The 23,007-nt window shown below is 31.3% G+C and carries 27 protein-coding genes; 21 read left to right on the forward strand and 6 right to left on the reverse strand.

The genetic code is table 11. The features are described from left to right. Positions 1–4: 4 nt before the first annotated feature. The 6 genes from RBU61_RS18430 (at position 5) to hcp (ending at position 5,794) form a co-directional block, all read left to right on the forward strand. On the forward strand, positions 5–448 hold the full coding sequence (locus tag RBU61_RS18430) for a hypothetical protein (protein ID WP_308877137.1): 444 nt from the start codon (positions 5–7) through the stop codon (positions 446–448). 165 nt (positions 449–613) lie between these two features. After that, complete coding sequence (locus RBU61_RS18435) at positions 614–1,846, forward strand: ABC transporter substrate-binding protein (RefSeq protein ID WP_308877138.1); 1,233 nt, start codon at positions 614–616, stop codon at positions 1,844–1,846. 10 nt (positions 1,847–1,856) lie between these two features. Further along, positions 1,857–2,558, forward strand: a complete 702-nt coding sequence (locus tag RBU61_RS18440; RefSeq protein ID WP_308877139.1) for a GTP-binding protein — start codon at positions 1,857–1,859, stop codon at positions 2,556–2,558. After that, complete coding sequence (locus RBU61_RS18445; RefSeq protein ID WP_308877140.1) at positions 2,551–3,540, forward strand: ABC transporter ATP-binding protein; 990 nt, start codon at positions 2,551–2,553, stop codon at positions 3,538–3,540. Before RBU61_RS18440 ends, RBU61_RS18445 begins: the two co-directional genes overlap by 8 nt. Positions 3,541–3,737: 197 nt before the next feature. Next, positions 3,738–3,980, forward strand: a complete 243-nt coding sequence (locus RBU61_RS18450; RefSeq protein ID WP_308877141.1) for a hypothetical protein — start codon at positions 3,738–3,740, stop codon at positions 3,978–3,980. A 149-nt stretch (positions 3,981–4,129) separates the two neighbouring features. Further along, positions 4,130–5,794 (forward strand): hydroxylamine reductase, encoded by a 1,665-nt coding sequence (gene hcp / locus RBU61_RS18455; RefSeq protein ID WP_308877142.1) that lies wholly within the window; start codon positions 4,130–4,132, stop codon positions 5,792–5,794. 129 nt (positions 5,795–5,923) lie between these two features. Here the strand turns inward: hcp and RBU61_RS18460 are convergent, their stop codons facing one another. Then, complete coding sequence (locus tag RBU61_RS18460; RefSeq protein ID WP_308877143.1) at positions 5,924–6,397, reverse strand: pyridoxamine 5'-phosphate oxidase family protein; 474 nt, start codon at positions 6,395–6,397, stop codon at positions 5,924–5,926. Positions 6,398–6,558: 161 nt separating this feature from the next. Here RBU61_RS18460 and RBU61_RS18465 point away from each other — a divergent pair, with 161 nt between their 5' ends. The 3 genes from RBU61_RS18465 (at position 6,559) to RBU61_RS18475 (ending at position 9,184) form a co-directional block, all read left to right on the forward strand. After that, complete coding sequence (locus tag RBU61_RS18465; protein WP_308877144.1) at positions 6,559–7,977, forward strand: PLP-dependent aminotransferase family protein; 1,419 nt, start codon at positions 6,559–6,561, stop codon at positions 7,975–7,977. Positions 7,978–8,063: 86 nt separating this feature from the next. Further along, the gene (locus RBU61_RS18470) at positions 8,064–8,537 is read left to right on the forward strand and encodes a methylated-DNA--[protein]-cysteine S-methyltransferase (RefSeq protein WP_308877145.1); all 474 of its coding nucleotides are present in this window, start codon (positions 8,064–8,066) and stop codon (positions 8,535–8,537) included. A gap of 77 nt (positions 8,538–8,614) precedes the next feature. Continuing rightward, positions 8,615–9,184 carry an Ada metal-binding domain-containing protein gene (locus tag RBU61_RS18475; protein WP_308877146.1) on the forward strand — a complete coding sequence of 190 codons (570 nt, stop codon included), beginning with the start codon at positions 8,615–8,617 and terminating at the stop codon, positions 9,182–9,184. Positions 9,185–9,320: 136 nt separating this feature from the next. On the opposite strand, the gene RBU61_RS18480 is transcribed toward RBU61_RS18475, so the two are convergent. Next, positions 9,321–10,271 (reverse strand): WYL domain-containing protein, encoded by a 951-nt coding sequence (locus tag RBU61_RS18480; protein ID WP_308877147.1) that lies wholly within the window; start codon positions 10,269–10,271, stop codon positions 9,321–9,323. Between the two features lie 117 nt (positions 10,272–10,388). Here RBU61_RS18480 and RBU61_RS18485 point away from each other — a divergent pair, with 117 nt between their 5' ends. From RBU61_RS18485 to RBU61_RS18510, 6 genes are all read left to right on the forward strand, one after another. Then, a complete protein-coding gene (locus tag RBU61_RS18485; RefSeq protein ID WP_308877148.1) occupies positions 10,389–10,913 on the forward strand; it encodes a dihydrofolate reductase family protein in 525 nt (174 codons plus the stop codon). Between the two features lie 342 nt (positions 10,914–11,255). After that, the gene (locus tag RBU61_RS18490; protein ID WP_308877149.1) at positions 11,256–11,669 is read left to right on the forward strand and encodes a RidA family protein; all 414 of its coding nucleotides are present in this window, start codon (positions 11,256–11,258) and stop codon (positions 11,667–11,669) included. Between the two features lie 361 nt (positions 11,670–12,030). Continuing rightward, positions 12,031–12,159: a hypothetical protein gene (locus RBU61_RS18495; RefSeq protein ID WP_308877150.1), complete on the forward strand. Its 129-nt coding sequence runs from the start codon at positions 12,031–12,033 to the stop codon at positions 12,157–12,159. A gap of 153 nt (positions 12,160–12,312) precedes the next feature. Beyond that, positions 12,313–12,498 carry a hypothetical protein gene (locus RBU61_RS18500; RefSeq protein ID WP_374212532.1) on the forward strand — a complete coding sequence of 62 codons (186 nt, stop codon included), beginning with the start codon at positions 12,313–12,315 and terminating at the stop codon, positions 12,496–12,498. Between the two features lie 204 nt (positions 12,499–12,702). After that, positions 12,703–13,473: a DUF2087 domain-containing protein gene (locus RBU61_RS18505; RefSeq protein ID WP_308877151.1), complete on the forward strand. Its 771-nt coding sequence runs from the start codon at positions 12,703–12,705 to the stop codon at positions 13,471–13,473. Positions 13,474–13,530: 57 nt separating this feature from the next. After that, positions 13,531–13,932, forward strand: a complete 402-nt coding sequence (locus tag RBU61_RS18510) for a GNAT family N-acetyltransferase (RefSeq protein ID WP_308877152.1) — start codon at positions 13,531–13,533, stop codon at positions 13,930–13,932. 330 nt (positions 13,933–14,262) lie between these two features. Here the strand turns inward: RBU61_RS18510 and RBU61_RS18515 are convergent, their stop codons facing one another. Both RBU61_RS18515 and RBU61_RS18520 read right to left on the reverse strand, forming a co-directional pair. Further along, the gene (locus RBU61_RS18515; RefSeq protein ID WP_308877153.1) at positions 14,263–14,835 is read right to left on the reverse strand and encodes a cyclase family protein; all 573 of its coding nucleotides are present in this window, start codon (positions 14,833–14,835) and stop codon (positions 14,263–14,265) included. Then, positions 14,825–15,295: a MarR family transcriptional regulator gene (locus RBU61_RS18520; protein ID WP_308877154.1), complete on the reverse strand. Its 471-nt coding sequence runs from the start codon at positions 15,293–15,295 to the stop codon at positions 14,825–14,827. Before RBU61_RS18520 ends, RBU61_RS18515 begins: the two co-directional genes overlap by 11 nt. Before the next feature lie 443 nt (positions 15,296–15,738). Here RBU61_RS18520 and RBU61_RS18525 point away from each other — a divergent pair, with 443 nt between their 5' ends. After that, positions 15,739–16,929: an MFS transporter gene (locus RBU61_RS18525; RefSeq protein WP_308877155.1), complete on the forward strand. Its 1,191-nt coding sequence runs from the start codon at positions 15,739–15,741 to the stop codon at positions 16,927–16,929. Positions 16,930–17,336: 407 nt separating this feature from the next. Here the strand turns inward: RBU61_RS18525 and RBU61_RS18530 are convergent, their stop codons facing one another. Continuing rightward, positions 17,337–18,086 (reverse strand): 3'-5' exonuclease, encoded by a 750-nt coding sequence (locus RBU61_RS18530; RefSeq protein ID WP_308877156.1) that lies wholly within the window; start codon positions 18,084–18,086, stop codon positions 17,337–17,339. 251 nt (positions 18,087–18,337) lie between these two features. Next, positions 18,338–19,705, reverse strand: coding sequence for a PQQ-dependent sugar dehydrogenase (locus RBU61_RS18535; protein WP_308877157.1), 1,368 nt, complete (start codon positions 19,703–19,705; stop codon positions 18,338–18,340). A 150-nt stretch (positions 19,706–19,855) separates the two neighbouring features. Here RBU61_RS18535 and RBU61_RS18540 point away from each other — a divergent pair, with 150 nt between their 5' ends. The 5 genes from RBU61_RS18540 to RBU61_RS18560 all read left to right on the forward strand — a co-directional run bounded on the left by RBU61_RS18540 (position 19,856) and on the right by RBU61_RS18560 (position 22,961). Beyond that, complete coding sequence (locus RBU61_RS18540) at positions 19,856–20,359, forward strand: hypothetical protein (RefSeq protein ID WP_308877158.1); 504 nt, start codon at positions 19,856–19,858, stop codon at positions 20,357–20,359. A gap of 173 nt (positions 20,360–20,532) precedes the next feature. Continuing rightward, on the forward strand, positions 20,533–21,174 hold the full coding sequence (locus RBU61_RS18545) for a TetR/AcrR family transcriptional regulator (RefSeq protein ID WP_308877159.1): 642 nt from the start codon (positions 20,533–20,535) through the stop codon (positions 21,172–21,174). Between the two features lie 2 nt (positions 21,175–21,176). Continuing rightward, positions 21,177–21,566 carry an FMN-binding protein gene (locus RBU61_RS18550; RefSeq protein ID WP_308877160.1) on the forward strand — a complete coding sequence of 130 codons (390 nt, stop codon included), beginning with the start codon at positions 21,177–21,179 and terminating at the stop codon, positions 21,564–21,566. Positions 21,567–21,584: 18 nt separating this feature from the next. Beyond that, positions 21,585–22,064: a flavodoxin domain-containing protein gene (locus tag RBU61_RS18555; RefSeq protein WP_308877161.1), complete on the forward strand. Its 480-nt coding sequence runs from the start codon at positions 21,585–21,587 to the stop codon at positions 22,062–22,064. Between the two features lie 132 nt (positions 22,065–22,196). Continuing rightward, positions 22,197–22,961, forward strand: a complete 765-nt coding sequence (locus tag RBU61_RS18560) for a MerR family transcriptional regulator (protein WP_308877162.1) — start codon at positions 22,197–22,199, stop codon at positions 22,959–22,961. Positions 22,962–23,007: the final 46 nt, after the last annotated feature.

A 23,007-nucleotide genomic window follows, 5' to 3' on the forward strand; every position in this document is an offset into this window, starting at 1 on the left:
TAATATGAAAGATTCTGTTTTTAATTTTAAAAAATATAAGAATTCAAGATATTATCTTTTGTTTTTAACTCTAATTAATTCAATATATTTATTTATAGAAACTTCTAGGTTTCAATATATTGAAAAATATTCTTTAAATGGACAAATACAAAAGGAGCATTATCAATATATTTCTAACTTATCGAAGATGAATAATGTTTTAGTGATTTTTATGATACTAATATGCTTAGCATATTTAGTAGTCCTTTTTGTACAAAGAAATAAAGTAAATGGAATTAAACATTTTCTTCTAAATCTTATATTTTGTATAGTTTTTACTTGTGTTAGCTATTTTATATCTTTTGTTTTTACAATACCTATTGGAAATTTAATTCAACAGTTAGTAATTCTTTATGGAACTACAATAATAGTTCTTTTGTATTATACATTCAATAAAATTAAATCATAATTTTAGAGCTTGAGTCTCAGATTTCAAGGAATTATAATAAAAAGGAACAAGGCAACTTTTATTCAATAAATAATTTATGGTCGGTAACAATGGTTACCGACTATTTTTTTATTTAAGGATATAATAAACATAGGTTATGACGGAATTAAGTTTAGGAGGAATAAAATGAATAAATATTTTGATATAAAAGATAAGGTATATGATATAACGGAAAAATATCCAGAAACAATAGATATATTTGTAGCCAATGGTTTCGAACAATTAGCCAATGAAAAGATGAGAAAGCTAATGGGTAAGACTATTTCTCTTGAAATGGCTTGTATGACTAAAAAGGTAAATGTAGAACTATTTACTCAAAAATTAGTAGATGCAATAGAACAGAATAGGGTATCTGTAGACTCAGCATTATCCATGTCTAAGGGACAAAATGGAGGAGATATAAAAATAGAAGGAGTTCTACCTTGTCCAGTGAGAGTTCCTTTGCTAGAAGGATTTAATGCTTGGATGGACGAAAATAAAGATAAATTTGGTTTTAAGGTTGATTATGAGTTAAAATCTGCAAACTTAGGTGTAGATTGGATAAAGGAAAAAATCCATTCTGATAAGGAAGATTCCCTTTCAGATTTATTTATGTCAGCAGGATTTGATTTATTCTTTGATAAAGAGTTAATGGGAAAGTTTAAATCAAGAGGAGTATTTGAAGATATTACAGGACTAGAAAAGTTGAATAAGGATTTTGATAATGAAGAAATAGATTTAAAAGATCCCCAAAAACAATATTCAATAATAGCAGTAGTTCCAGCTGTATTTATGGTAAATACTGATGAACTAGGAGATAGACAGATGCCTAAGTCTTGGAAGGACTTATTAAAAGAAGAATTTGAAGACTCCGTATCCCTTCCCATGAAAGACTTTGATTTATTTAATGCTATCCTTTTAAATATATATAAAAACTACGGAGAAGAAGGAGTAACTAAGCTTGGAAAAACACTACTAAGGAGTATGCACCCTGCAGAAATGGTGAAGGCTCATACAAAAAAAACAGAATCTAAGATTCCAACTGTAACCATCATGCCATATTTCTTTACAAAGATGGTAAGAAGTCAATCACCATTAAAACCTGTATGGCCAGAAGATGGTGCAATAATTTCTCCAGTATTTTTATTGACTAAGAAAGAAACTAAGGAGCAGACAAAATCTTTCGTAGACTTCTTTTTTTCTAAGGAAGTAGGAGAGATACTTTCAACCAATGGAAAGTTTCCATCAACTAATCCGGAGGTAGACAATGATTTATCTATGGAGCAAAAGTTTATGTGGCTTGGTTGGGACTATATAAATAATCATGATATTGGTGAATTAATAAGAAAATGTGAAAAGATATTTCATGATGCAATTTAGGAGGTAGAAAATGAATTTAATCGTATTTTCAGGTCCACCTTCATCAGGAAAGACCTCAATAATATTAAAAACAATAGATGCTTTAAAACAGAGAGATATCTCTGTAGGAGTAGTAAAGTTTGACTGCCTTTATACAGATGATGATATATTATATGAAAAGGCTGAGATTCCAGTAAAAAAGGGGCTTTCAGGGGCACTTTGTCCAGACCATTTCTTTGCTTCAAATATAGAAGAAGTTGTGAAATGGGGAAATCAAATGAAACTAGATATGCTAATTACTGAATCTGCAGGACTTTGTAATAGATGTTCTCCCTATATAAGAAATATAAAGGGTGTTTGTGTTATAGATAACTTATCTGGAATAAACACTCCAAAGAAAATTGGACCTATGTTAAAGTCAGCAGATATAGTAGTTATCACTAAGGGAGATATAGTATCACAGGCAGAAAGAGAAGTATTTGCTTCAAAGGTAAATTCAGTAAACCCAAGGGCGACCACTATGCATATTAATGGTCTTACGGGGCAAGGAGCTTATGAATTAAGCACCTTATTGTTTGATGAAGAACAGCAAATAGACTCTGTACAAGGAATGGAACTAAGATTCCCAATGCCATCAGCTATGTGTTCCTATTGTCTAGGAGAAACAAGAATAGGAGAGGCATATCAAATGGGAAATGTAAGGAAGATGGAACTAGGTGATGATTATGAATAAATTAACTATAGGACAGCTAGAAGAAAAATATCCTTTCATAATTAGCTATTTTGAAGAAAATAAATTAGACACAAGTAATTATAAAGATAAAACATTTAGAGAATATTTAGATAGCTTTAGTCAAGAGGACATAGAAAATTGGGCCATAAATAAGGAAAAATTAGAATCAGATCTAGAAACATTCATAGAGCAGATGAAAGAATTCTTAGGAATAAAAGAAGATGCAAAGGTGAAATCCTTGACTATATTATCTGGTCATAATAAATCAGGAGATAAAGAAGGATTTGAAGAATTAACTATAAATAAATCGGAAATAGTTTCCATAGTAGGCCCTACGGGTTCAGGTAAATCTAGGCTGCTAGCCGATATAGAATGGACTGCTCAAAGGGATACACCTACAGGCAGGGGAATACTAATAAATGGAGAGATGCCAGATAAGAAATGGAGATTTTCTTCTAATAACAAATTAGTAGCTCAACTTTCACAAAACATGAATTTTGTAATGGATCTTACAGTTAGGGAGTTCTTAGAGCTTCATGCACAAAGCAGGTTGGTTCAAGATGTAGAAGAGACAATAAAGAAAATAATTAGTGCAGCCAATAATCTTGCAGGAGAAAAGTTTGATTTAGAGACTCCAGTGACATCTTTAAGTGGTGGACAATCAAGGGCTTTAATGATTGCAGATACAGCGATACTTAGTTCTTCACCAATAGTACTAATTGATGAAATAGAAAATGCAGGAATAGATAGAAAAAAGGCCTTAGAGTTATTAGTATCTGAGGACAAGATAGTCCTTATGGCCACCCATGATCCAATATTAGCCCTTATGGCAGATAAGAGAATTGTAATTAAAAATGGCGGTATAGATAAGATAATTGGAACTAGCAATGAAGAAAAAGAGTTATTATTAGAGCTTGAGAAAATGGATAATATTATTCAAGGAATGAGAAATAGACTTAGAACCGGAGAAAAGTTACAGTGAATAGTGAAAGGTGAATAGTGAATAGTTTTAAGCGAAGCTTTAAGGGCTTTTAAACAATAGTTTCGAATTCATTCGAAACCACTACAATTATTCAATAGATGAACAAACTAAGCGATGTACACAAAATTCAAATCCACAATTTTGGTACTCTGCTTATATTAGTTATTAACTATTCACTAAAAAAGGAGGAATACAAAATGCATGATGGATGTACAGGAAGTTTTGGAAGTGGAAAGGAAGTAGTAGATAAAATAAGAATGATGGGATTTAACACTCGTCCAATGCCTCCAGGAGTTCTTATAAAATGTGTAGAATGTGAAAATGAGTTTGAAATGACTCACCTAGAAACAAAATGCCCGCATTGTAATATGGTTTATGGTGTGACACCTTGCTCAGTAGCATATCCAGAGAGAATTAAACCAGCGGGAAAAGATTATTAGAATTAATAAATAATTAAAAATAAAAAATATTTTACTTTGTAACATATGTTACCGAATTCTAAAATTGATTCATATATAATGTTAAATGTAAGGTAAAGAGAATAACGTGTGTATGATTACAAATATATAAATTAGGGGGAAGGAAAAGAATGAGTATGTTTTGTTATCAATGTCAAGAGGCAGCAGGCGGAAAAGGTTGTACAAAGGTAGGTATGTGTGGAAAGACAGCTGATTTAGCAGCGTTACAAGATTTAATGATCTATGCAGTAAAAGGTATTTCAGTATTAGGTGTAAAAGCAGACGAAGCAGGGATTCAAATTCCAGAATTAGATAGGTTTTTAATAGATAGTTTATTTATGACTATTACAAATGCTAACTTTGACAAAGAAAGATTCTTTAAAAAGATTAAAGAGGCATTAAAATTAAGAGATGTATTAAAGGCAACTTTAATTGAAAAAGGCATAGAATTAGGTAGTTTAGCAGATGCTGCGACATTTACAGTTAATTCAGATGATGAAATAGTATTTAAGTCAACTAGCCAAGAAGTAGGTGTACTTGCCACAGAAAATGAAGATGTAAGATCATTGAGAGAGTTGATTATCTATGGCGTTAAAGGAATGGCAGCATATGCTGAACATGCAAGTAATTTAGGATATGAAGATCCAGAAATATCTAAGTTCATTAGAAAAGCAATGGCTGCAACTTTAGATGATAGTCTAACAGCAGACGAATTAGTGGCATTGACTTTAGAAACAGGCAAATTTGGTGTAGATGTAATGGCATTACTTGATAAAGCTAATACTTCTACTTATGGAAACCCAGAAATAACAGAAGTAAATATAGGGGTAGGAAATAGACCAGGAATATTAGTCTCAGGACATGATTTAAAAGATTTTGAAGAATTATTAGAGCAAACTAAAAATTCAGGAGTAGACATCTATACTCATGGTGAGATGTTACCAGCAAACTATTATCCAGAGTTTAAAAAATATGACCACTTTGTAGGAAACTATGGAAATGCTTGGTGGAAACAAAAAGAAGAATTTGAAAAGTTCAATGGAGTTATATTATTTACTACAAACTGTATAGTACCACCATTAGCGTCCTATGCTGATAGAGTATATACAACAGGTGCATCAGGTTATCCAGGATTCAAACATATTCCAAACAGAGTAGAAGGTAAACAAAAAGACTTCTCAGAGTTAATTGAGCACGCAAAGAGATTACCAGCTCCAACAGAAATAGAAAAAGGTAAAATCGTAGGTGGATTTGCCCATGCTCAAGTATTTGCCTTAGCTGATAAAGTAGTAGAAGCAGTTAAATCAGGTGCTATTAAGAAATTCTTTGTAATGGCAGGTTGTGACGGAAGACAAGGAAGCAGAAACTACTACACAGATTTTGCATCAGCACTTCCAAAGGATACAGTAATCCTTACTGCTGGCTGTGCAAAATATAAATACAATAAATTAAATTTAGGAGATATTAATGGAATTCCTAGAGTATTAGATGCAGGACAATGTAACGACTCTTATTCCTTAGCAGTCATAGCTCTTAAGCTAAAGGAAATATTTGAATTAAATGATATAAATGAATTGCCAATAGCATATAATATAGCTTGGTATGAACAAAAAGCAGTAATAGTATTACTTGCATTACTACACTTAGGTGTAAAGAATATCCACTTAGGACCTACATTACCAGCATTCCTTTCACCAAATGTAGCTAAAGTATTAGTAGATACTTTTGGAATTGGAACGATATCAAATGTAGAAGATGATATAGCAATGTTTATGGGAGAAAGAGCAGAAGCTTAATATAAAAATAAACTTATAAAGGGGCTGTGTCTAAGGTGATGAAACAAATCACTTTAGACACAGCCCTTTACAATACTTATCTATTTAGTAAGTTATAAGTAGGTTTTATGTCAATTAGATAATTCTAGTCTATTTATGATATTTCCCTGTACATTCTACGATATCTATCTGGATTACACCAGTACCCTTAATCATATTATCAGGAAGTTCTTTTCCAGCAAATTGCGGAGTGTACTTCTCAACTATCTTATTCAATACTTCACGTTTATAATCTAAATCCTCTATCAATGAAGCATTTCCCATAATTACAACACTGTTGTACTTTGCTTCAGTATCACAAGCATTTTCGATATTGTCAGTCAAAAGACCAAACAACTCACTGACCTCAAAGCATACCTTGGGGTTTCGATTTACATTATCGATTTTCTGTCCCTTTGGTAGTCCATGCATATAAATTTTATTATTGTAGTAAATATAGTGCATTGAAACGACATATGGATAACCACTCTCATTGATAGTAGCCAATCGTCCGGTATCCCCACGATGAAGCAGCTCGTCAATCTGCTCCATGGTTAATTGGAACTTCTTCATTCTGTATTGCATAACTTAATCATCCTCCTAATCATATAAATTTGATCTCTATTCAAGATGTATATACTTGATATACAATCAAACATATTATATCATATAAGTGTACCTGTCAAAAGATACACTTATATGATATAATTAAGGGTACACTTTTATATAAGGATGGTTATAATTATATGATATACATTCAAAAAGATTCGGATGATCCAATGTATCTTCAAATCTATCATCAAGTCAGAAAAAATATTGAGCAAGGAAATATTCCACATGGAGAACGGCTTCCAGGTATTCGCACACTAGCCCAAACATTAGGTGTTGCACGGAATACCGTTAACCAGGCTTATACTCAACTGGCTGTGGAGGGATATATTCAAGCAAGACATGGGTCGGGATTTTTTGTTCTAGATACTTCAAATAAATTTACGGAGAGGAACTATGTTCCCCAGGATATAAATACTTTATCTGTGGAAAGATCAGAGTCAGAACAATCTGCAAGTCCATATGATTTTCAATACGGCACGCTTTCTTATGAGCAATTTCCTTTCAAGCTATGGCGAAAATATACTTCTCAAGTTCTTTTATCATCGCAGAAAGAAGTAGTTAATCAGTATCCAGATAAGCAAGGTGATCTGTTGTTACGGCAAGAAATCAAAAAACATCTGTACAGATCAAGGGGCATGGTTTGTTGTGAAGAACAAATTATCATTGGTTCTGGACTACAATATTCGTTAAATATTTTGTGTACTCTTCTACGTAAAGAAAATAGCAGTATTGCAATGGAGGAACCGGGATATAATGGAGCAAGAGATGTATTTATCAACAACAATTATAATCTGTATGCAATCCCGGCTAGTAAAGATGGGCTTAATCTCTCAGTCATTCATCATTCCGATGCATGTGCTGCTTATGTAACTCCTTCGCATCAGTTTCCTTATGGTACTGTTATGCCAATTTTTCAGCGTAAGGAGCTTCTTAATTGGGCAAATGTGAGGGATACATATATTATTGAGGACGATTATGATAGCGAACTTAGATATGATGCCAATCCAGTACCGACGCTTTATTCCCTAGATACTGAAGATCGTACTATATATATTGGAACTTTTTCGAAGTCTCTTTCTCCTTCTCTGAGGGTGAACTATATGGTGTTGCCAATACCATTGCTAAGGAGATATTATAGTTTATTCCGTTCTCATAACTCTCCTGTATCATGGCTGACGCAACGTGTTTTAGCCACATATATGAGGGATGGAAATTATGAGAATCATATTCGAAAAATATGCATCACCTACAAAAGGCGTCATGATGTATTTGTAAAGGAAGCAGCGAAAATGTTCGGCAGAAAAGTAATCTTACATGGTCGTGGAGCAGGGTTACATTTTGTTTTGGAGTTTCTTGATGGTGAAGAACAAGATTGGCTTATTAAACAGGCAGCAAAAGTAGGAGTTAAAGTATATTCTATGACTCCATTTTGGAATAATAAGAATGATTGCCCCCAAAATATCATATTTGCAGGGTACAGTTTATTGAATGAACAACGGATACGAGAAGGTATTGCATTGTTACAATCTGCATGGTTCAGTGCATTATCATAATGTAAATTGAATGGTGAAATTTCGGAAGACATGTTAGGTAAAATAAATGTACACTAAAGATATAATTAGACAAGGAGGTTATTCATATGAAAAACATTGTATTCTATCCAACATCTCTCGGTTCGATTGGCATTGTAGAAAAAAACGGTTCAATTATTGAACTTTTCTTTGGGAAAGAACATAAGTCTATAGGCTGCGTGGAGCAGGAAACTCCGTTATTAAAGGAAGCAGCACGTCAACTGGAGGAATATCTTGAAGGTAAGCTTAAATTCTTTGACTTACCCCTTGAACCGAAAGGTACAGATTTTCAGCAAACTGTATGGGCTGCTCTGCTAGATATACCTTATGGTGAAACTCGTACTTACAAGCAGGTGGCAGAGGCTATTGGGAAACCAGAAGCATCCCGTGCAGTGGGTATAGCCAACAGCAAAAATCCAATTTTAATTATTACACCATGTCATCGGGTTATAGGTACAGATGGAAAGCTTGTAGGCTACGCTGCAGGACTTGCAGTTAAAGAAAAGCTGTTGAAGATGGAAAAGAACCATGTCAACGGTTAAAATAAAGTGTTTTGTGTACGGAAACTAAAAAGATAATCCATGATATGAAACGATAATAAAAAAAGAAGGTGGTATAGATGCTACTCAGCGATGAGCAGAAATGGAAAGCAGCTATTGATTGTGATTCGTCTTATGACGGTCAGTTTTTTTATGGAGTGAAAACAACGGGTATTTTCTGTCGTCCGTCTTGTAAATCAAAAAGTCCAAAAAGAGATCATATGGTATTTTTTGATACTGCAGAGCAGGCTCAAGCTACTGGATTTCGTCCTTGTAAGCGCTGTAGACCTGATCTTTTGAAATTTGAACCCAAAATAGAGACTATGGAAAGAATTAAAAAAGTAATTCATGAGTTTTATACTGATCCAAAACAGCTTAAAGTAGAGATTGATGGACTTTGTATTAGTAAAAACACTATGATCCGATTATTTCAGGAACAGTTAGGGGTGACTCCTATTCAATATATTAATAAACTTAGAATAGAGAAGGCAAAGGAGCTTTTATTGAACTCACAGGACACGATTTTATCCATTGCTTTGCAATGTGGATTCGGTAGTGTTTCAACATTCTACAGTCTTTTTCGACATTTAGTTGGTATGTCACCCACACAGTACAGTAAATTTTTTGTTGGAAAGGAAGATGTAAAATGATTCTCAGTGAAAGCCGTCGCTCAGATATTCTTGACTTTTATTCAGAGTAGTCATTTAATTGGTTACGCTTATATCAACCTTTCGACAATATTAAGATGTGTTATTGAAAGACTACTCACCTAATTTTTAATTTTAACTATTTATATAGTTGAATAATTTCAGTAGCTTTTGTTTTAATTTCATTAATTGCTTCAACGGGTTTTATAATTCTTATATTCTTTCCATACGCAAAAGCAAATTCAATACCTTGCCAAATATCTTCAAAAACTATATCTAAGTAAATTTTATTGTCTCTTACAAGTTCTTTACTTATAGTGATAAATTTTCTTTCCTTTATATGATTTAAAATCCAAGGGTCAACAATAAAAGTAAACGTATATTTAGGAATTCGAGACTTATAATTGCTGACAGATGATTTCCAATGAGCTTCTAAGTTGAAATCACTTGGTCTATTGAAATGCTCGTCTGTAAAAAGGGCACTTTCTATGGAACTTACCCTATAGGTTTTAATTATTTCAGCATCTATTGCAATCAAATACCAGATGCCTCTTTTACATACCAATCCCAGTGGATTTAAGATTACTTCTTTTATCTCGTTTGTTTTTCTATATACTATCTTGATTATATTGCTGTTCCAGATGGCATTTTGTAATAAGGAAAGAATATTTTTATCTACAATAGCCGGGTTCTCATTCCAAGTATGCATATCTATATAAATATAGTTTTGAATATTTTCAACTTCCTTAATTTGATTTGGAGCAGAACCCCCTAAAAGTTTAAGTATTGTAGAGTATTTAAGTTTTTCAAAACCTAAATCTTCTAAAATTTTGTCGCCAGTTGGAATAAATAAAGAGTAAATCTCATCATTATTTATTCCACTTAAAGAAGTTTTATAATCTCCTAATAACTTTATTCCTCCATTTGTTCCTCGGTCAGCGAATATGGGTACCCCAGCACCACTCAGAGCTTCAATATCTCTATAAATAGTTCTGACAGAGACTTCTAACCTTTGAGCCAACTCACTAGCCGTTAGTTGTTTATGAATCTGCAATAACATTAATATAGAAATTAATCTATCTGCTTTCATAATATCTCCTTTCCAATATGACATAGGATGTCAACTATTATAAGTTACAATGTATTTAATATCAAGTAATAGAAATTATATTAATATGGTATTAGTTAACTAAAAGGAGGTTCTATGATGAGTAGAAAAATTATAATGAATTTGGCAATGAGTATTGATGGCTTTATTGCTGATGAAAATGGTGGCTTTGATTGGATTGTTGGTGATGGAAATAACAAACTCAATACTGAAAAACAATGGGATTATGATAAATTCTTAGATAGAATTGATACTGTTGTTATGGGGAAAAACTGCTATGACCAAAAATTTTACCAGGAGTTTAAAGAAAAAACTGTATTTGTGGCTACTTCTAAATCTCTGGATGATTATGAAAATATTAATTTTATTAACGGTGATATATGCAAAGTTATTCTTGATGAAAAGAAAAAAGAGGGCAAAGATATTTTTTTATTTGGTGGTGGCATTCTTATAGATAGCTTTATCAAAGCAGACATAATTGATGAATTTATTATAGGTATTATCCCAACTGTTTTGGGAAAAGGAAGACCATTGTTTCTGGGAAACAATCCTACTGTAAAATTGAAGCTAGAAGAATACTATATTGATAACGGAGTTACAGTCCTATGTTATAAAAAACGTTAATTCTCGATTAAAAGCATTCAAAAGGAAATTTGATATAACATTTACTGTTTATGATTATCAAGCTTCCTTATTTTTACTCAACTACTCCCTAAATACATATTTAAGAAGTAGTTATAAATTAGTTGAATTTATAGTCAGCTTAGTTTATAATGTAAGGAATTGATATACTAAGTATAGGGAGTGGGTAGAGATGAAAAAGAGAATCTTAAGATTTTTACCTTTCGGAATTGGATATTCTACTGCTATTTTTTTCTGAATTAGCTTGAGAAAGAGATAAGTTACCTAAAATTTTCTCAAGCTAATTAAAATAGTAGTTAATTTATATCGAAAGAAGGTAATTTAATGAAAAATAATAAATCTAAAGATAATAATAGAATAGAAAGAATAAATCCGTTGGGAGTTCCAGCGCCAGTTGGTAGGTATAGTCATATTACTAAAATACCAAGAGATTCTGAAATTTATGTTTTTTCAGGTCAAATAGGAGTAGATCTTGAAGGAAATGTTCCTTCAAATCTTAATGAGCAAGTAATCAATACTTTTTCTAATATATCCAACTTATTATCTAGTCAAGATCTAAATCCAGATAATGTTATAAAGGTAAATATTTGGGCTACTGAACAAATAGATTGGGATTTCTTTGATTCTAAGTGGGATGAACTTTTCGGTGATAATTCACCGTCTATGACTATTGCATATATAAGTGAATTGGGATTGCCTGAATTAAAAATCGAAATAGAAATATGGGCTGCAAAGTAATTACTATACTTATTTTATTATAAGAAAATAAGTAAACTAGGTTATTTGAATTAAGCAAAACTTATCTTTTTTATATAAATTTTAGGGCTTAAGTCAACAGAGAGCAATCTAAACACTAGATTGCTCTTTATAATTTTTTTGATCCTGATAAAATCTTGAAAATACGACTATGTGTTAAATTTAGACTTAGAGCAGAGTTAATAGTACCTTAGACCTAAGTACTATTTTTAGTATCAGAGGTCGCAGGTAGAAGTTTATGTGTAAACTGATGATTTATAATATCAATAAATTATTATTGACAAGTGCATGTGTGCACACAAAAGTATTTGTTCGCTAAATTAACTGAAAGGAAGGGATAAATATGAATATATTATCTGTTTTAGCAAGCCCTCGAAAGCAAGGCAACACGGCTATTTTGTTGAAAGAATATTTAAAAGGTGTAGGGACTTTATTATCTCCAGCTAAAATAGAAACAATTTATCTCCAATAAAAAAACATATAGTATTGTACAGGTTGCAACACCTGCTAAAAAAGCAGTTAAAGTTAATGTATATTAGTAGATATAAAGGTCGAGGATGGAGAGAATTTTGATTGGGGTGGTGGCTGCGAGATAGTAGGCACTCCTGGACATACGCCAGGACATATTTCTTTATATCTAAAGGAAGGCAATTCTATTATTACAGGAGATGCTGCAGTAATTGATGACAATAAACTCATTCTTGCAAATCCGCAGTTCACCCTAGATTTAGACATGGTTAAAGAATCGCTCAGAAGACTTATATCTATGGATGCAGATAATTATTATTGTTATCATGGGGGGGAAACTTAATAATCAAAGAAAATGAATATAACTATAGTAAGTATGAATAACATATAAAGGAAAAAGTAGTAGTTCTTATGCAGAACTACTACTTTTTTAAATAAAAATATGCAAATGTAGACAAATGAATAAAAAGTCTACTTATATATAGACAATAGGTTAAAAATGATATATAATTGATGTACAAATATATATTGAAGGATGTTGAGTAAAATGAAAGGAAATAATAAGGAGTTATTTTGGGATGTAACTATTGAAGAGATGAAAAAAGGGTATGTTGAATTAGAGGAAAGTTATAAATGTATAATTTGTCAGGAGGAATTTACAAAGGGGAGAATATATGAAGCAGATTCTATGCTTTATGATGCAAGAAAAGCCACTGAATTTCATATATTAGAAGAACATGGCTCTATTTTAGAATATCTATTAAAGATGAACCCATCATTTATAGGGGTATCAGAGGTTCAAAGAGAGGTATTAACATTAATGGCAACGGGATTATCTGATAAGGAAATAGCCATGAAACTAGGGGTAGCACAGTCTACCATAAGAAATCATCGTTATAAATTACGTGAAAAAGAAAAGCAAACGCGATTATTTTTAGCAATGATGGAATTAATATCATTGAGCACAAATAAGAAGATAAACATATTAGATAAGGATACTCTATGTGATGCACATAAAACAGCAACTACCATAGATGATAGATATAATATCACTGATAAGGAAAGAGAAAAAACAATTAAAAATTATATGGACGAAAGTGGATCAATAAAAATATTTCCTGCTAAGGAAAAGAAGAAAATAATAGTTTTATCTGAAATAGTTAAGCATTTTTCTAAAGGAAAGAAATACTCTGAAAAAGAGATAAATAGAATTTTGCAAAGAATACATGAGGACTATGCCACTATTCGAAGAGCCCTAATAGAATATGGGTTTATTGAGAGAACTAACGATTGCAGCAGTTATTGGGTAAAAGAATAACTTAGCAATTTTACTAGAAAGAAGAGCAAACTTCCATTATTTTGGGAGGTGATTTATATGGAGCAGATAAAAAGTTGTAGTGAAGAAAAGGCAGATTATATTCACAGACGCTTACAGGAGTATAATAGTCGATACATTACGGATTATGAAGATTTATCTTATTGTATTGAAAATGAAAAGGGTAAATGCATTGCTGGAATTGTTGCGTCAAGAGATATGGATTGTATTACAATAGACTATTTGTTTGTAGATGATGCATATCGAAAAAATGGATATGGGTCAAAATTATTAACCTATCTTGAAACACAGGCCATTCCTTTGGGTGCAAAAAGAATTATCTTAAATCCCTTTGGATTTCAAGCACCAGATTTTTATGATAAGAATGGTTATCAGTTATTTGGAAAAATAGAGCCATCCTTTAGTGACTATGGACAATATTTTTTCAAAAAGGAGCTATAATAAAATGGTATTAGTATAACACTTCGCAAAGCCGTTAATTTTATATATGATATTTATATTTGCCTTACCTAGAAATTATAGCGATTTACTTATCGATAAGACTATTTATATCCTAGGAGGTATAATTGATGAATATAAGATATAATTTTGGTTTAGCCCAAGAAAAAGATATTGCAGGTATTTTACTTTTGATTAGAAAAACAATCTAATGGATGGATAGTTGTGGTATTGAGCAATGGAATAAGACAAATTACATGGAATGCTATCCATAAACAAAAAAGTCCAACCTTCAGTCAAGGGAAGGTTGGATATATAAATTATAGTCTCCTTTTATATTTCAGCAATTACCCTACAAGGCAATCCACTTATATTTTCTATATTAATTGGAAATGTATATACTTTAAAACTTTCATCTTTAGCCTCATTCAAAAGTAGTTTTAGATTATCAAGGTTTTCAATTATAAAGATTCCATTATCAGCACAGTACTGGTCTGTTTCAATATGAATATCAGGTTTTACAATACTAGCTGTATCTATTCCAATAAGACTAACTTTTTTAGAAATAAGATTATCTATTAAGTCCTTTGAAAGAACAGGGTAATCTGTAAAATACTTTTCCGTTCCATAAGGTTCTTCTTCAAGATAGCCAGTATAGAATATGACAAAGTCATTTTCTTCTATTCTATTTAAATCTATATCTGTAGTGTCAATTTCTCTATCTCTAATATTTCTGACATCAAACAATTTACCATTTCGAATAGTATTTTCTAGAGAAAACTTTTTATTCATCACATCAAAATGTGTTCCGATATGTCCAATGATATCTCTCTTAGCTTTAAAAGATTTTTCTAAAAGATCATTAAAGAGTTCTCTTTGAATACTTATACTTAAATCAATTTTCATTTTTACTTATCTCCTCTATCTGTTCTTTAAAATAATTATTCATTTCTTTTAAAAAACTTATGATTATTTCTATTTCATTATCATTAAATTTTTTGAAGATATTAATATATTCGATCTCAGATATATCATGTAATTCTCTATGGGCATGATATACCTCCCAGCCCCTATCTGTAAGTTCGAAGAAAATTTCCTTTTTATTATCAGGCTTTTTATATTGTTTTATAAGTCCTTCAGAAAGTAATTTCTTAGTTATCTTGCTGATAGCACCTCTGGTCATATTTAATTCTTCTGATATCTTAGTAACATTGGTATCTTCTAGATTACCAATACAATCTATACAGTGCACTTGTGATAGATTGTATTTCTTGAATATTCCACGGTTATGATCTGGAACACCCAAGTAATCTATATTCTCCGTTAAGTTTTTAAAATTTAATAATAATTGATCTAAATTACTCAAGGTAGGACCTCCTTATATTGTTTCCTAGGATACAATATAAGGATATAATATTATTGTTTCCGTGTCAACTATAATTTGAAATTATTTTTAATATAAGGAGATTTTTAAAAATGAAATATACTTAAAAAATAGTGGGAATGCTTGAAAAATTAGAGGAAAATGGAATTGGGAAAGGACGATTCCAAAGATCATCTTAAGAATATAAATTTAAAGAAATACCTAAATACATTGAAAATACTATAGCGTATATAAGAAAGTTAGAATATATAGCTTGAAATTCTAATATAGTAATATTATAGTAGAAGATAAAACTATAATTTTTAATGCCAATTTTCAAAAGGAGATACAACTATGGTAAATCCAATTTAAAAAATACTCCAAAATAATTGTCTTTAGGCCTTTTAATAGGTCTTTTTGTGATGCAAACTTTGGAGGTGTTTATATTGGATTATAAGGTAAAGTCTAGTAATAGATTAAACATATATTTAATGTATTTGATTGCATTTTTTCAGGGCTTTGTATTTTATGGGCCTGTGGCAACATTATATCGACAGAGTAGAGGAATTTCTATGTATCAGATTTTCTTGATAGAATCAGTATTTTGGATACTAATGATAAGCCTTGAAATCCCTTGGGGATGGTTTGCTGATCGATATGGGTATAAAAAGACACTAGTGATTTCTAATATACTGTTTTTTGTATCAAAGATCGTTTTCTACAAGTCCTTTTCCTTTGAAATGTTTATTTTTGAAAGAATATTGTTAGCAATAGCAATATCAGGTTTATCAGGCTGTGACGTAGCCCTTTTATATGCTTCAATAGAAGAGGGGAAATCGCAAAAAGTATTTGGATTATACGATGCTTTAAATAGATGTGGTTATTTAATTGCTTCTTTAATATCAATAATAATTGTGAAATTTTCCATTGATAAGACAGCATCTTTAACTATCATTCCATATGGGATAGCTATGATACTAACTTTATTTATCAACGATGTAGAGGTTGATATAAAAGAAAAGCCAAGCTTAATAGACAGCTTCAGAAACACCTTGAAAAACAAGCAAATGATAATTTTAATTATCTCTATTGCATTAGTCCGTGAGGTAGTCCAAGCAACCAGTGTATTCCTAAATCAGCTTCAATATATAAGAAGTGGGATAGATATAAGTCACTTTGGGATTTTGGCTGTAGCTATACAAATCGTTAATTTAAGTTCTGCAAAATCTCATATTTTGAGCGACAAGTTTGGAAAAAATAATAGTATTGAAATGTTAATATTTTTTATAACAATTTGCTGTTTCTCTCTGATATTTACCCAAAATCAAATTTTGTCGGTGGTATCAATCATGATTGTCACTGGAAGTATGTCACTGGTGAACCCTATCATTTTAGAGATACAGAATAAAGCTATAGTTACAGGAGATAGGGCAACAGTTTTATCTATGCATGCAATGGTAGGAAATGTTGTTGCTGCTGTAGTAAATCCATTTATAGGAAAAGCTGCTGATACCTCTGTACAGGCTGCTTTTACCGTCTGCCTATTCATAGCAGTATGTGGATATGGGTTTTTCTTCATATATAAAAAAATGAGTTTGGCATCAGAGATAGAGGAGAAAATTAATCTATCTAATTAAACTTATAAGTATTTGTTGTGCTTATGAATATAAAAGGAGAGTGTAGTATTTAAGTAATACTTGGCTAATCTAATAAGCAGTTAAAATATCTTTAGATATAGAAGAAGTTAGTTTGTTTCTATATACAATGATTAATCCATGAACTAAATTGTTTAAATGATTTATTATAGCTTAATATGGCATAGTTCTTACTCCCGTGTTATTTATTTGTACGGTAACTTTTATTTAACATAGGCTAAGAATTTATGCCATATTCATTTTTGAAATCATATTTGTTAAGTTCTTGTAATCCTACATTCTAGACTAAGCATTCCTGAAGCTGGGCAAAACACTGGATGCGATGCTGTACAATGTTTTGTCCGAATTACCATTAAACTAAATGAATTTGACAATGCTATAAAATTAAATCATTTTAAAAACTGATGTGTTTTCCCCATTTTATAAGCTAGTTTAATTATCTCCTGTTCTTCTTCAGTCATATCTCTTCCATACATTTTTCTGAATTGCTGAATAAGGCTATCATAATCTATCTGTTTTTTACGTTGTATTGGTCTAATTTTTATATATGATGGATCATAGAGTTTTGGTTGAATTGATGAGGTATATATCTTTTTAAATATTTCAGCAGTATAGTAGGCATCATAAAGTGCATTATGAAAGTTATACGTTATTGGAATATTAAGCATCTCTATGGCATTTTGGAGACCAAGTAACTTTTTTTCAGAAATATTCAGATGCTTGGAAGCATAAGGTTGGAGATTAATAAACATTTTAGGCAAGGGGTTGGGATCTAATTTATAATAGTCGACACTCCTAAATAATTCTTTTATATCAGACATACCCCAAATACAAAATATGGATTCTGTATTACCTATAAATTCAATGTAGGCATTATAAACTTCAAAAAATGGCTCTTGTATAAGAAGTTGCTCTGTAGTAATGCCTGTCAATTCTGTAATAAATGAATTTACTTTGGAATAAATAGTTGGCTTTACATAACGGTTAAAAATTGCTATGGTATTAAAATCTAGATCCAGTTTTATTGCACCTATTTGGATAATTTCAAAAGGATATTTAGATCTTTTTATGATAGTATTTTGTTCTTGGAAGGAAGAAAAATCTTGATTAAACTCTAAATCAAAAACAATATAATGCATATAAGAGCTCCCTTAAATATATTTGGATTTATTTTTAACTGAATGTATTAAGATTATTCTAATGAAAAGGAAGTTCAATGCAATTCATTCAAATATAAACTGGGATTATACAAGTATATTTAATGTAGATTTGAGATGTTTATAGAAGAGAATAATATGAGAATAGCTTCCTCTACATTTAAATTTTAGGTATAAGGAAGTTAAAAGTAGACTTTAGATATCTAAAGTCTACTTTTAATTTTGTGTTTAACTTATAGCTGACTATTCTTAGTAATTTTCCATATAACACCCGATTTTGGATAAAACTCATCAGGTTCGCCCTCAGGTGTAACTGCAAAATCCAGTATATACATAGCGTTGTCAGGTCCAAATACTACATCAATTGGTCTTTCAAAGCCTCCTTCACCTGTATAAGAAGCTGGAAGACCAGACTTATTAATAGCAAAGTCAGTTACTTCTCCTGTTTCCATATTAATTCTTGATATTCTATGACCTACATTAGGAAGGGGTTTGCCTCCTGTAGTTTCCGGAGCCTCACTACCATATTCGGCAATATAAGCATCCCCATAGGGACCAAAATCGCTATAATTAAAATCAAAACCCATTATGGCAGAGTGTGGAGTAAAGAGGGCAAATGGTTCTGGAGGAGCCATTGGATGTTCGGCCAATAAAAATCTAGGTTGAGCTTCACCTTCTGGTTTGAATCTTGGCAGTGTTACTGGAAGTCCTCCAGTGTAATCAGGCCAGCCATACCAAGTTCCAGGAACAATCACATGAAATTCATCTGGTGAATTATTAATAGGTCTGCTGCCTCTAACATCTGAACCATGATTTGTACTAAATAGCCTATTAAATCTGTCAAACTTTAATCTAAATGGATTCCTAAGCCCCCAAGCGATTAGCTCAAGGTCTGAGCCATCAAGATTTGATCTAAGTATACTGCCACTAGCCCTTGCGATACCTTTTACCCATTCATAAGGAGTACCTGGTACACCAAAGGGTGAATATGCACCAGTGCAGGTATAGTCATCTGGTGATGCAGTTTGAATATTTTTAGTTATAAAGTTCTCTCCATTTAAAACTATGTTACTTCCAGGGTAATCATGGAAAAAGGGGTACTTTTCTATCCAACTATTATCTAATCCTACTACACCTGAGTTAGTAGCTGTTCCTTGCCCAAAATACATTTTTCCATCACATCCAAAAACTACTTGATTGTTATGATGATCGCCAAAACTAGGCAGACCAGAAATTATGTCTTCCTTTGTTCCATCTGGTTTGACTATGGTTATAAATCCTCTATGAGATACATAAATGTTTCCGTTGAGGTAATTTATACCTGTTAATGGGGGATTAAAGCCTTCTGCAACTATTTCAAAGCCATTCTTAGAAAGACGCAGAACTTTACCATTACCAGATATAACTCCAGCATCAGCCACTAGCATTTCTCCATTTTCAGTAAAAATCATATTAATAGGGGTATTTAATCCTTGTGCGAATACATCTATCTTATAGCCTAAAGGTAATTTTATGTCAGAAGGATTAAGTTTTCTCTTATAGTTTTCTTTGTATTCATTAGGCGGTGTAGTTAAATTAGAAAATCGCTCTTGTCTTCTCATAAAAAAACTCCTTTTTAATTATTATTTGTAATAGCATATTCATTAGGTACTCCGTTAGTTCCTTTTGAGAATATAACAAGGTAACAAAAAATAGATTAGGTTCATATAATATAATTCATTATATATAAAATTAATTATTGGAGGAATATTATGATTAATACTAAAAACATTATAATTGGTTCCTTGTTTGCAGCTATAGCAGCTTTATTTCAGCTAATACCTGTTGTATTTTCAGAAGTTCTTGTATTTTTGACTATTTTTAGTGCAGTTCCCATTTATATTGTTTCAAGAATAAATCCTAAGACAGGATTTCTATCATATTTAGTAGCAAGTATAATTGTAATGATTTTAAGTGTACATGAGGGAGTATTTTTTTTATGTACTAATGGAATTGTTGGAATATCACTTGGAATTTTTAGTTATTATACAAGAAGAAAAGCCAGCATTTGGATTTTAAGCTCTATTGTTTTAACAATTACATTAAGTATTATGAATTATGGTATAGGCATCCCTGTTTTTGGCATGAAGATTCCTGGAGGAATAATAATTCAAATACTAATAATATTTTTGGTTTCAGTAACTTACAATATTTTCTATTACTATTTTTCAAGTTATATTTACAACCTTTTAAAGAAAAATTTAAGATCCATATAAGATTAAATAAAACACCGTTGTTATCCTTGTATTAAAGGATAACAACGGTGTTTTTAGGTCTCTAATTTCCAATTTTTATTTTTTTATATTGACAGCAGCCAGGGAAAGTGTTATTTTAAAATTGAACAGTGTTCAAATATAGAACTATGTTAAATGGAATAAGGAGTGACATAATGACTATTAAAGGAAGAAGAGAACGTGAAAAGGAAGAAATGAGAGAGCTTATTCTTTCGGCAGCAAATGATATTATTGCTTCTGAAGGTCTTGACAAGGTATCAATTAGAAAAATAGCTAGGAAAATTGAATACTCTCCATCTATTATTTATCACTATTTTAATGATAAGGAAGAGATATTAAACAATTTAATGCAAAGAGGTTATAAAAAAATAGTAACAGCTGTATCTTCAGCAAAGGTAGAAGGGGATTCTCCCAAAGAAAGACTAATTGAAATGACGAAAAATTATATAGAAGCAGCACTAAATATGCCAGAAGAATTTATGGCTGCCAAATTAAATCAATCTGAGATAGCATTAAAACACACATCCTCATTATTTAAGGGTGCCTCAAAAGAAAAGCCTGCTTTAGCTGCACTATATAATTGCTTAAAAGAAATTTACAAAGATAAAGAGATAGATGAAAATACAGTTGAATTAACTGCTCAAATGATTGCAGTATCAACATTAGGACTTATCATAAAGCTTATCATAGAAAAAGATATTGGTGATAAACAGAGACAAAGATTAATTGAATATTTTTCAGAAGAAGTAGTATTAAGGATAGTTAATGAAACAGGAATTAAAAGCAAGGAGGTGTAGAATTGAAACTAATATTTAAAATACTATTATCAGTAATACTTATATTTATATTAGTCTCTGTAAGCGGAATATTTTATTTAGCTCGAGGACTTAATGAAGGAAAGAATATTAGGATAAACGGAATAGATGTATCCAATTTAAATGATGGAATATATAACGGAAAATATAAAGCTGGAAGATGGAAAAATGAATTAAATATCACAGTAAAAGATCATAAAATCATAAAAATTGATATAAAAGATGACGTGACTTTTCCTAATACTGATGTAAGCAACGAGTTATTTAGCAAAGTTATAGGAAAACAAAACACTACAGTTGATGTAATTTCAGAAGCTACTGTGACATCTAAAGCCTATCTCAAATCAATAGAAGATGCATTAAATAATAACTAAATATATGGAGGCAATGAAATGAGTACTTTAATAGTTTATGCAAGCAAATATGGATGTACGGAAAAATGTGTTAAACTGATGTCTAAAGAACTTAATGATAAAGTAGACTTAATAAATCTTAAGAATATAAGGGATATTGATTTGTCAAAATATGATAAAGTAATTATCGGAGGGTCAATATATATTGGTAGAATTCAAAAAGAAGTCACTGAATTCTGTTCAAAAAATTTAGATAAACTAAAGGAAAAACGAATTGGATTATTTATTTGTGGTATGCAAGAGGGAGATATGATAAATACTGAATTAAATCAAAACTTTCCCTCCGAATTATTGGAAATTGCAGAAGCAAAGGGACACTTTGGAGGAGAATTTATCCTTGATAAAATGAATTTCATGGAAAAATTAATAGTAAAAAAGGTATCCAAGGTAACATCTAATAAGTCAAATATATTGGAAGATAACATTCACAAATTTACTCAAGAGATAAATTCTATTTAGGCTATTTGGATAAATTATCAATGAAGTATAGAAACATAACAAATTTATTTTTTACTACAATAAACTCTCCATTATAACACCAGACTTTGACTCTATATTATAATGTCTAGAAGAATAGGAGGTGGAGCAAACATGTCGAATACTTATAAAACAGCAGAAGTTGCAAAAAAGATTGGAATACATCCTAACACTGTACGACTTTATGAAGAACTTGATTTGATACCGAAAGCCCAAAGAAGGTCAAATGGTTACCGTGTATTTACTGATTTTCATATTGAGCAATTCAAACTTGCAAGAACAGCTTTAAAGGTTGAAGTTTTACAGAATGGTCTAAGGAAAAAGATGATCTGCATTATTAAACTCTCGGCAAAAGGAAATTTTCAAGAAGCCATTGCACTTACCGAAAATTATTTGGAAAAGATCAAAGTTGAGCAAAATAATGCGGAGGAAGCCATAGATATTGCAGAAAAACTATTGTCCGGTATGCAAGAGAGAGAAGATGAATTATCTCTTACACGAAAAGAAACGGCTGATTACTTGCAAATTTCAATGGATACTTTGAGGAATTGGGAAATGAATGGATTGCTGACAGTTAAGAGAAAGCAGAATGGCTATAGGATTTATACCAATAGCGATATTAGATATCTAAAGATTATTCGTTCACTTCGCTGCGCCAATTATTCTCTTACAGCGATTTTGCGTATGCTGAACGCACTATCTTGTAATCCAGATGTTGATATACGAGAAGTCATTGATACTCCCAAAGGGGATGATGACATTGTATCTGCCTGTGATAAACTTCTTACATCATTGCGAAGTGCTGAGCAAAATGCATTATGTATATTGAGTCAAATAAAAGTTATGCAAGAAAAATTTAATAGGAACCCTACAGTTTAACACCAGACTTTGTTCTGGTGTTATTCTTTTTATACAGTAAAAAACA

The sequence above is a fragment of the Tissierella sp. MB52-C2 genome (assembly GCF_030931715.1).
Classification (GTDB): Bacteria; Bacillota; Clostridia; order Tissierellales; family Tissierellaceae; genus Tissierella.

What these genes read in the sequence shown, in the direction of transcription:
- RBU61_RS18430 (WP_308877137.1), top strand. Translation starts at nt 5, where the DNA reads ATGAAAGATTCTGTTTTTAATTTTAAAAAATATAAGAATTCAAGATAT.
- RBU61_RS18435 (WP_308877138.1), top strand. Translation starts at nt 614, where the DNA reads ATGAATAAATATTTTGATATAAAAGATAAGGTATATGATATAACGGAA.
- RBU61_RS18440 (WP_308877139.1), top strand. Translation starts at nt 1,857, where the DNA reads ATGAATTTAATCGTATTTTCAGGTCCACCTTCATCAGGAAAGACCTCA.
- RBU61_RS18445 (WP_308877140.1), top strand. Translation starts at nt 2,551, where the DNA reads ATGAATAAATTAACTATAGGACAGCTAGAAGAAAAATATCCTTTCATA.
- RBU61_RS18450 (WP_308877141.1), top strand. Translation starts at nt 3,738, where the DNA reads ATGCATGATGGATGTACAGGAAGTTTTGGAAGTGGAAAGGAAGTAGTA.
- hcp (WP_308877142.1), top strand. Translation starts at nt 4,130, where the DNA reads ATGAGTATGTTTTGTTATCAATGTCAAGAGGCAGCAGGCGGAAAAGGT.
- RBU61_RS18460 (WP_308877143.1), bottom strand. Translation starts at nt 6,397, where the DNA reads ATGCAATACAGAATGAAGAAGTTCCAATTAACCATGGAGCAGATTGAC.
- RBU61_RS18465 (WP_308877144.1), top strand. Translation starts at nt 6,559, where the DNA reads ATGATATACATTCAAAAAGATTCGGATGATCCAATGTATCTTCAAATC.
- RBU61_RS18470 (WP_308877145.1), top strand. Translation starts at nt 8,064, where the DNA reads ATGAAAAACATTGTATTCTATCCAACATCTCTCGGTTCGATTGGCATT.
- RBU61_RS18475 (WP_308877146.1), top strand. Translation starts at nt 8,615, where the DNA reads ATGCTACTCAGCGATGAGCAGAAATGGAAAGCAGCTATTGATTGTGAT.
- RBU61_RS18480 (WP_308877147.1), bottom strand. Translation starts at nt 10,271, where the DNA reads ATGAAAGCAGATAGATTAATTTCTATATTAATGTTATTGCAGATTCAT.
- RBU61_RS18485 (WP_308877148.1), top strand. Translation starts at nt 10,389, where the DNA reads ATGAGTAGAAAAATTATAATGAATTTGGCAATGAGTATTGATGGCTTT.
- RBU61_RS18490 (WP_308877149.1), top strand. Translation starts at nt 11,256, where the DNA reads ATGAAAAATAATAAATCTAAAGATAATAATAGAATAGAAAGAATAAAT.
- RBU61_RS18495 (WP_308877150.1), top strand. Translation starts at nt 12,031, where the DNA reads ATGAATATATTATCTGTTTTAGCAAGCCCTCGAAAGCAAGGCAACACG.
- RBU61_RS18505 (WP_308877151.1), top strand. Translation starts at nt 12,703, where the DNA reads ATGAAAGGAAATAATAAGGAGTTATTTTGGGATGTAACTATTGAAGAG.
- RBU61_RS18510 (WP_308877152.1), top strand. Translation starts at nt 13,531, where the DNA reads ATGGAGCAGATAAAAAGTTGTAGTGAAGAAAAGGCAGATTATATTCAC.
- RBU61_RS18515 (WP_308877153.1), bottom strand. Translation starts at nt 14,835, where the DNA reads ATGAAAATTGATTTAAGTATAAGTATTCAAAGAGAACTCTTTAATGAT.
- RBU61_RS18530 (WP_308877156.1), bottom strand. Translation starts at nt 18,086, where the DNA reads ATGCATTATATTGTTTTTGATTTAGAGTTTAATCAAGATTTTTCTTCC.
- RBU61_RS18535 (WP_308877157.1), bottom strand. Translation starts at nt 19,705, where the DNA reads ATGAGAAGACAAGAGCGATTTTCTAATTTAACTACACCGCCTAATGAA.
- RBU61_RS18540 (WP_308877158.1), top strand. Translation starts at nt 19,856, where the DNA reads ATGATTAATACTAAAAACATTATAATTGGTTCCTTGTTTGCAGCTATA.
- RBU61_RS18545 (WP_308877159.1), top strand. Translation starts at nt 20,533, where the DNA reads ATGACTATTAAAGGAAGAAGAGAACGTGAAAAGGAAGAAATGAGAGAG.
- RBU61_RS18555 (WP_308877161.1), top strand. Translation starts at nt 21,585, where the DNA reads ATGAGTACTTTAATAGTTTATGCAAGCAAATATGGATGTACGGAAAAA.
- RBU61_RS18560 (WP_308877162.1), top strand. Translation starts at nt 22,197, where the DNA reads ATGTCGAATACTTATAAAACAGCAGAAGTTGCAAAAAAGATTGGAATA.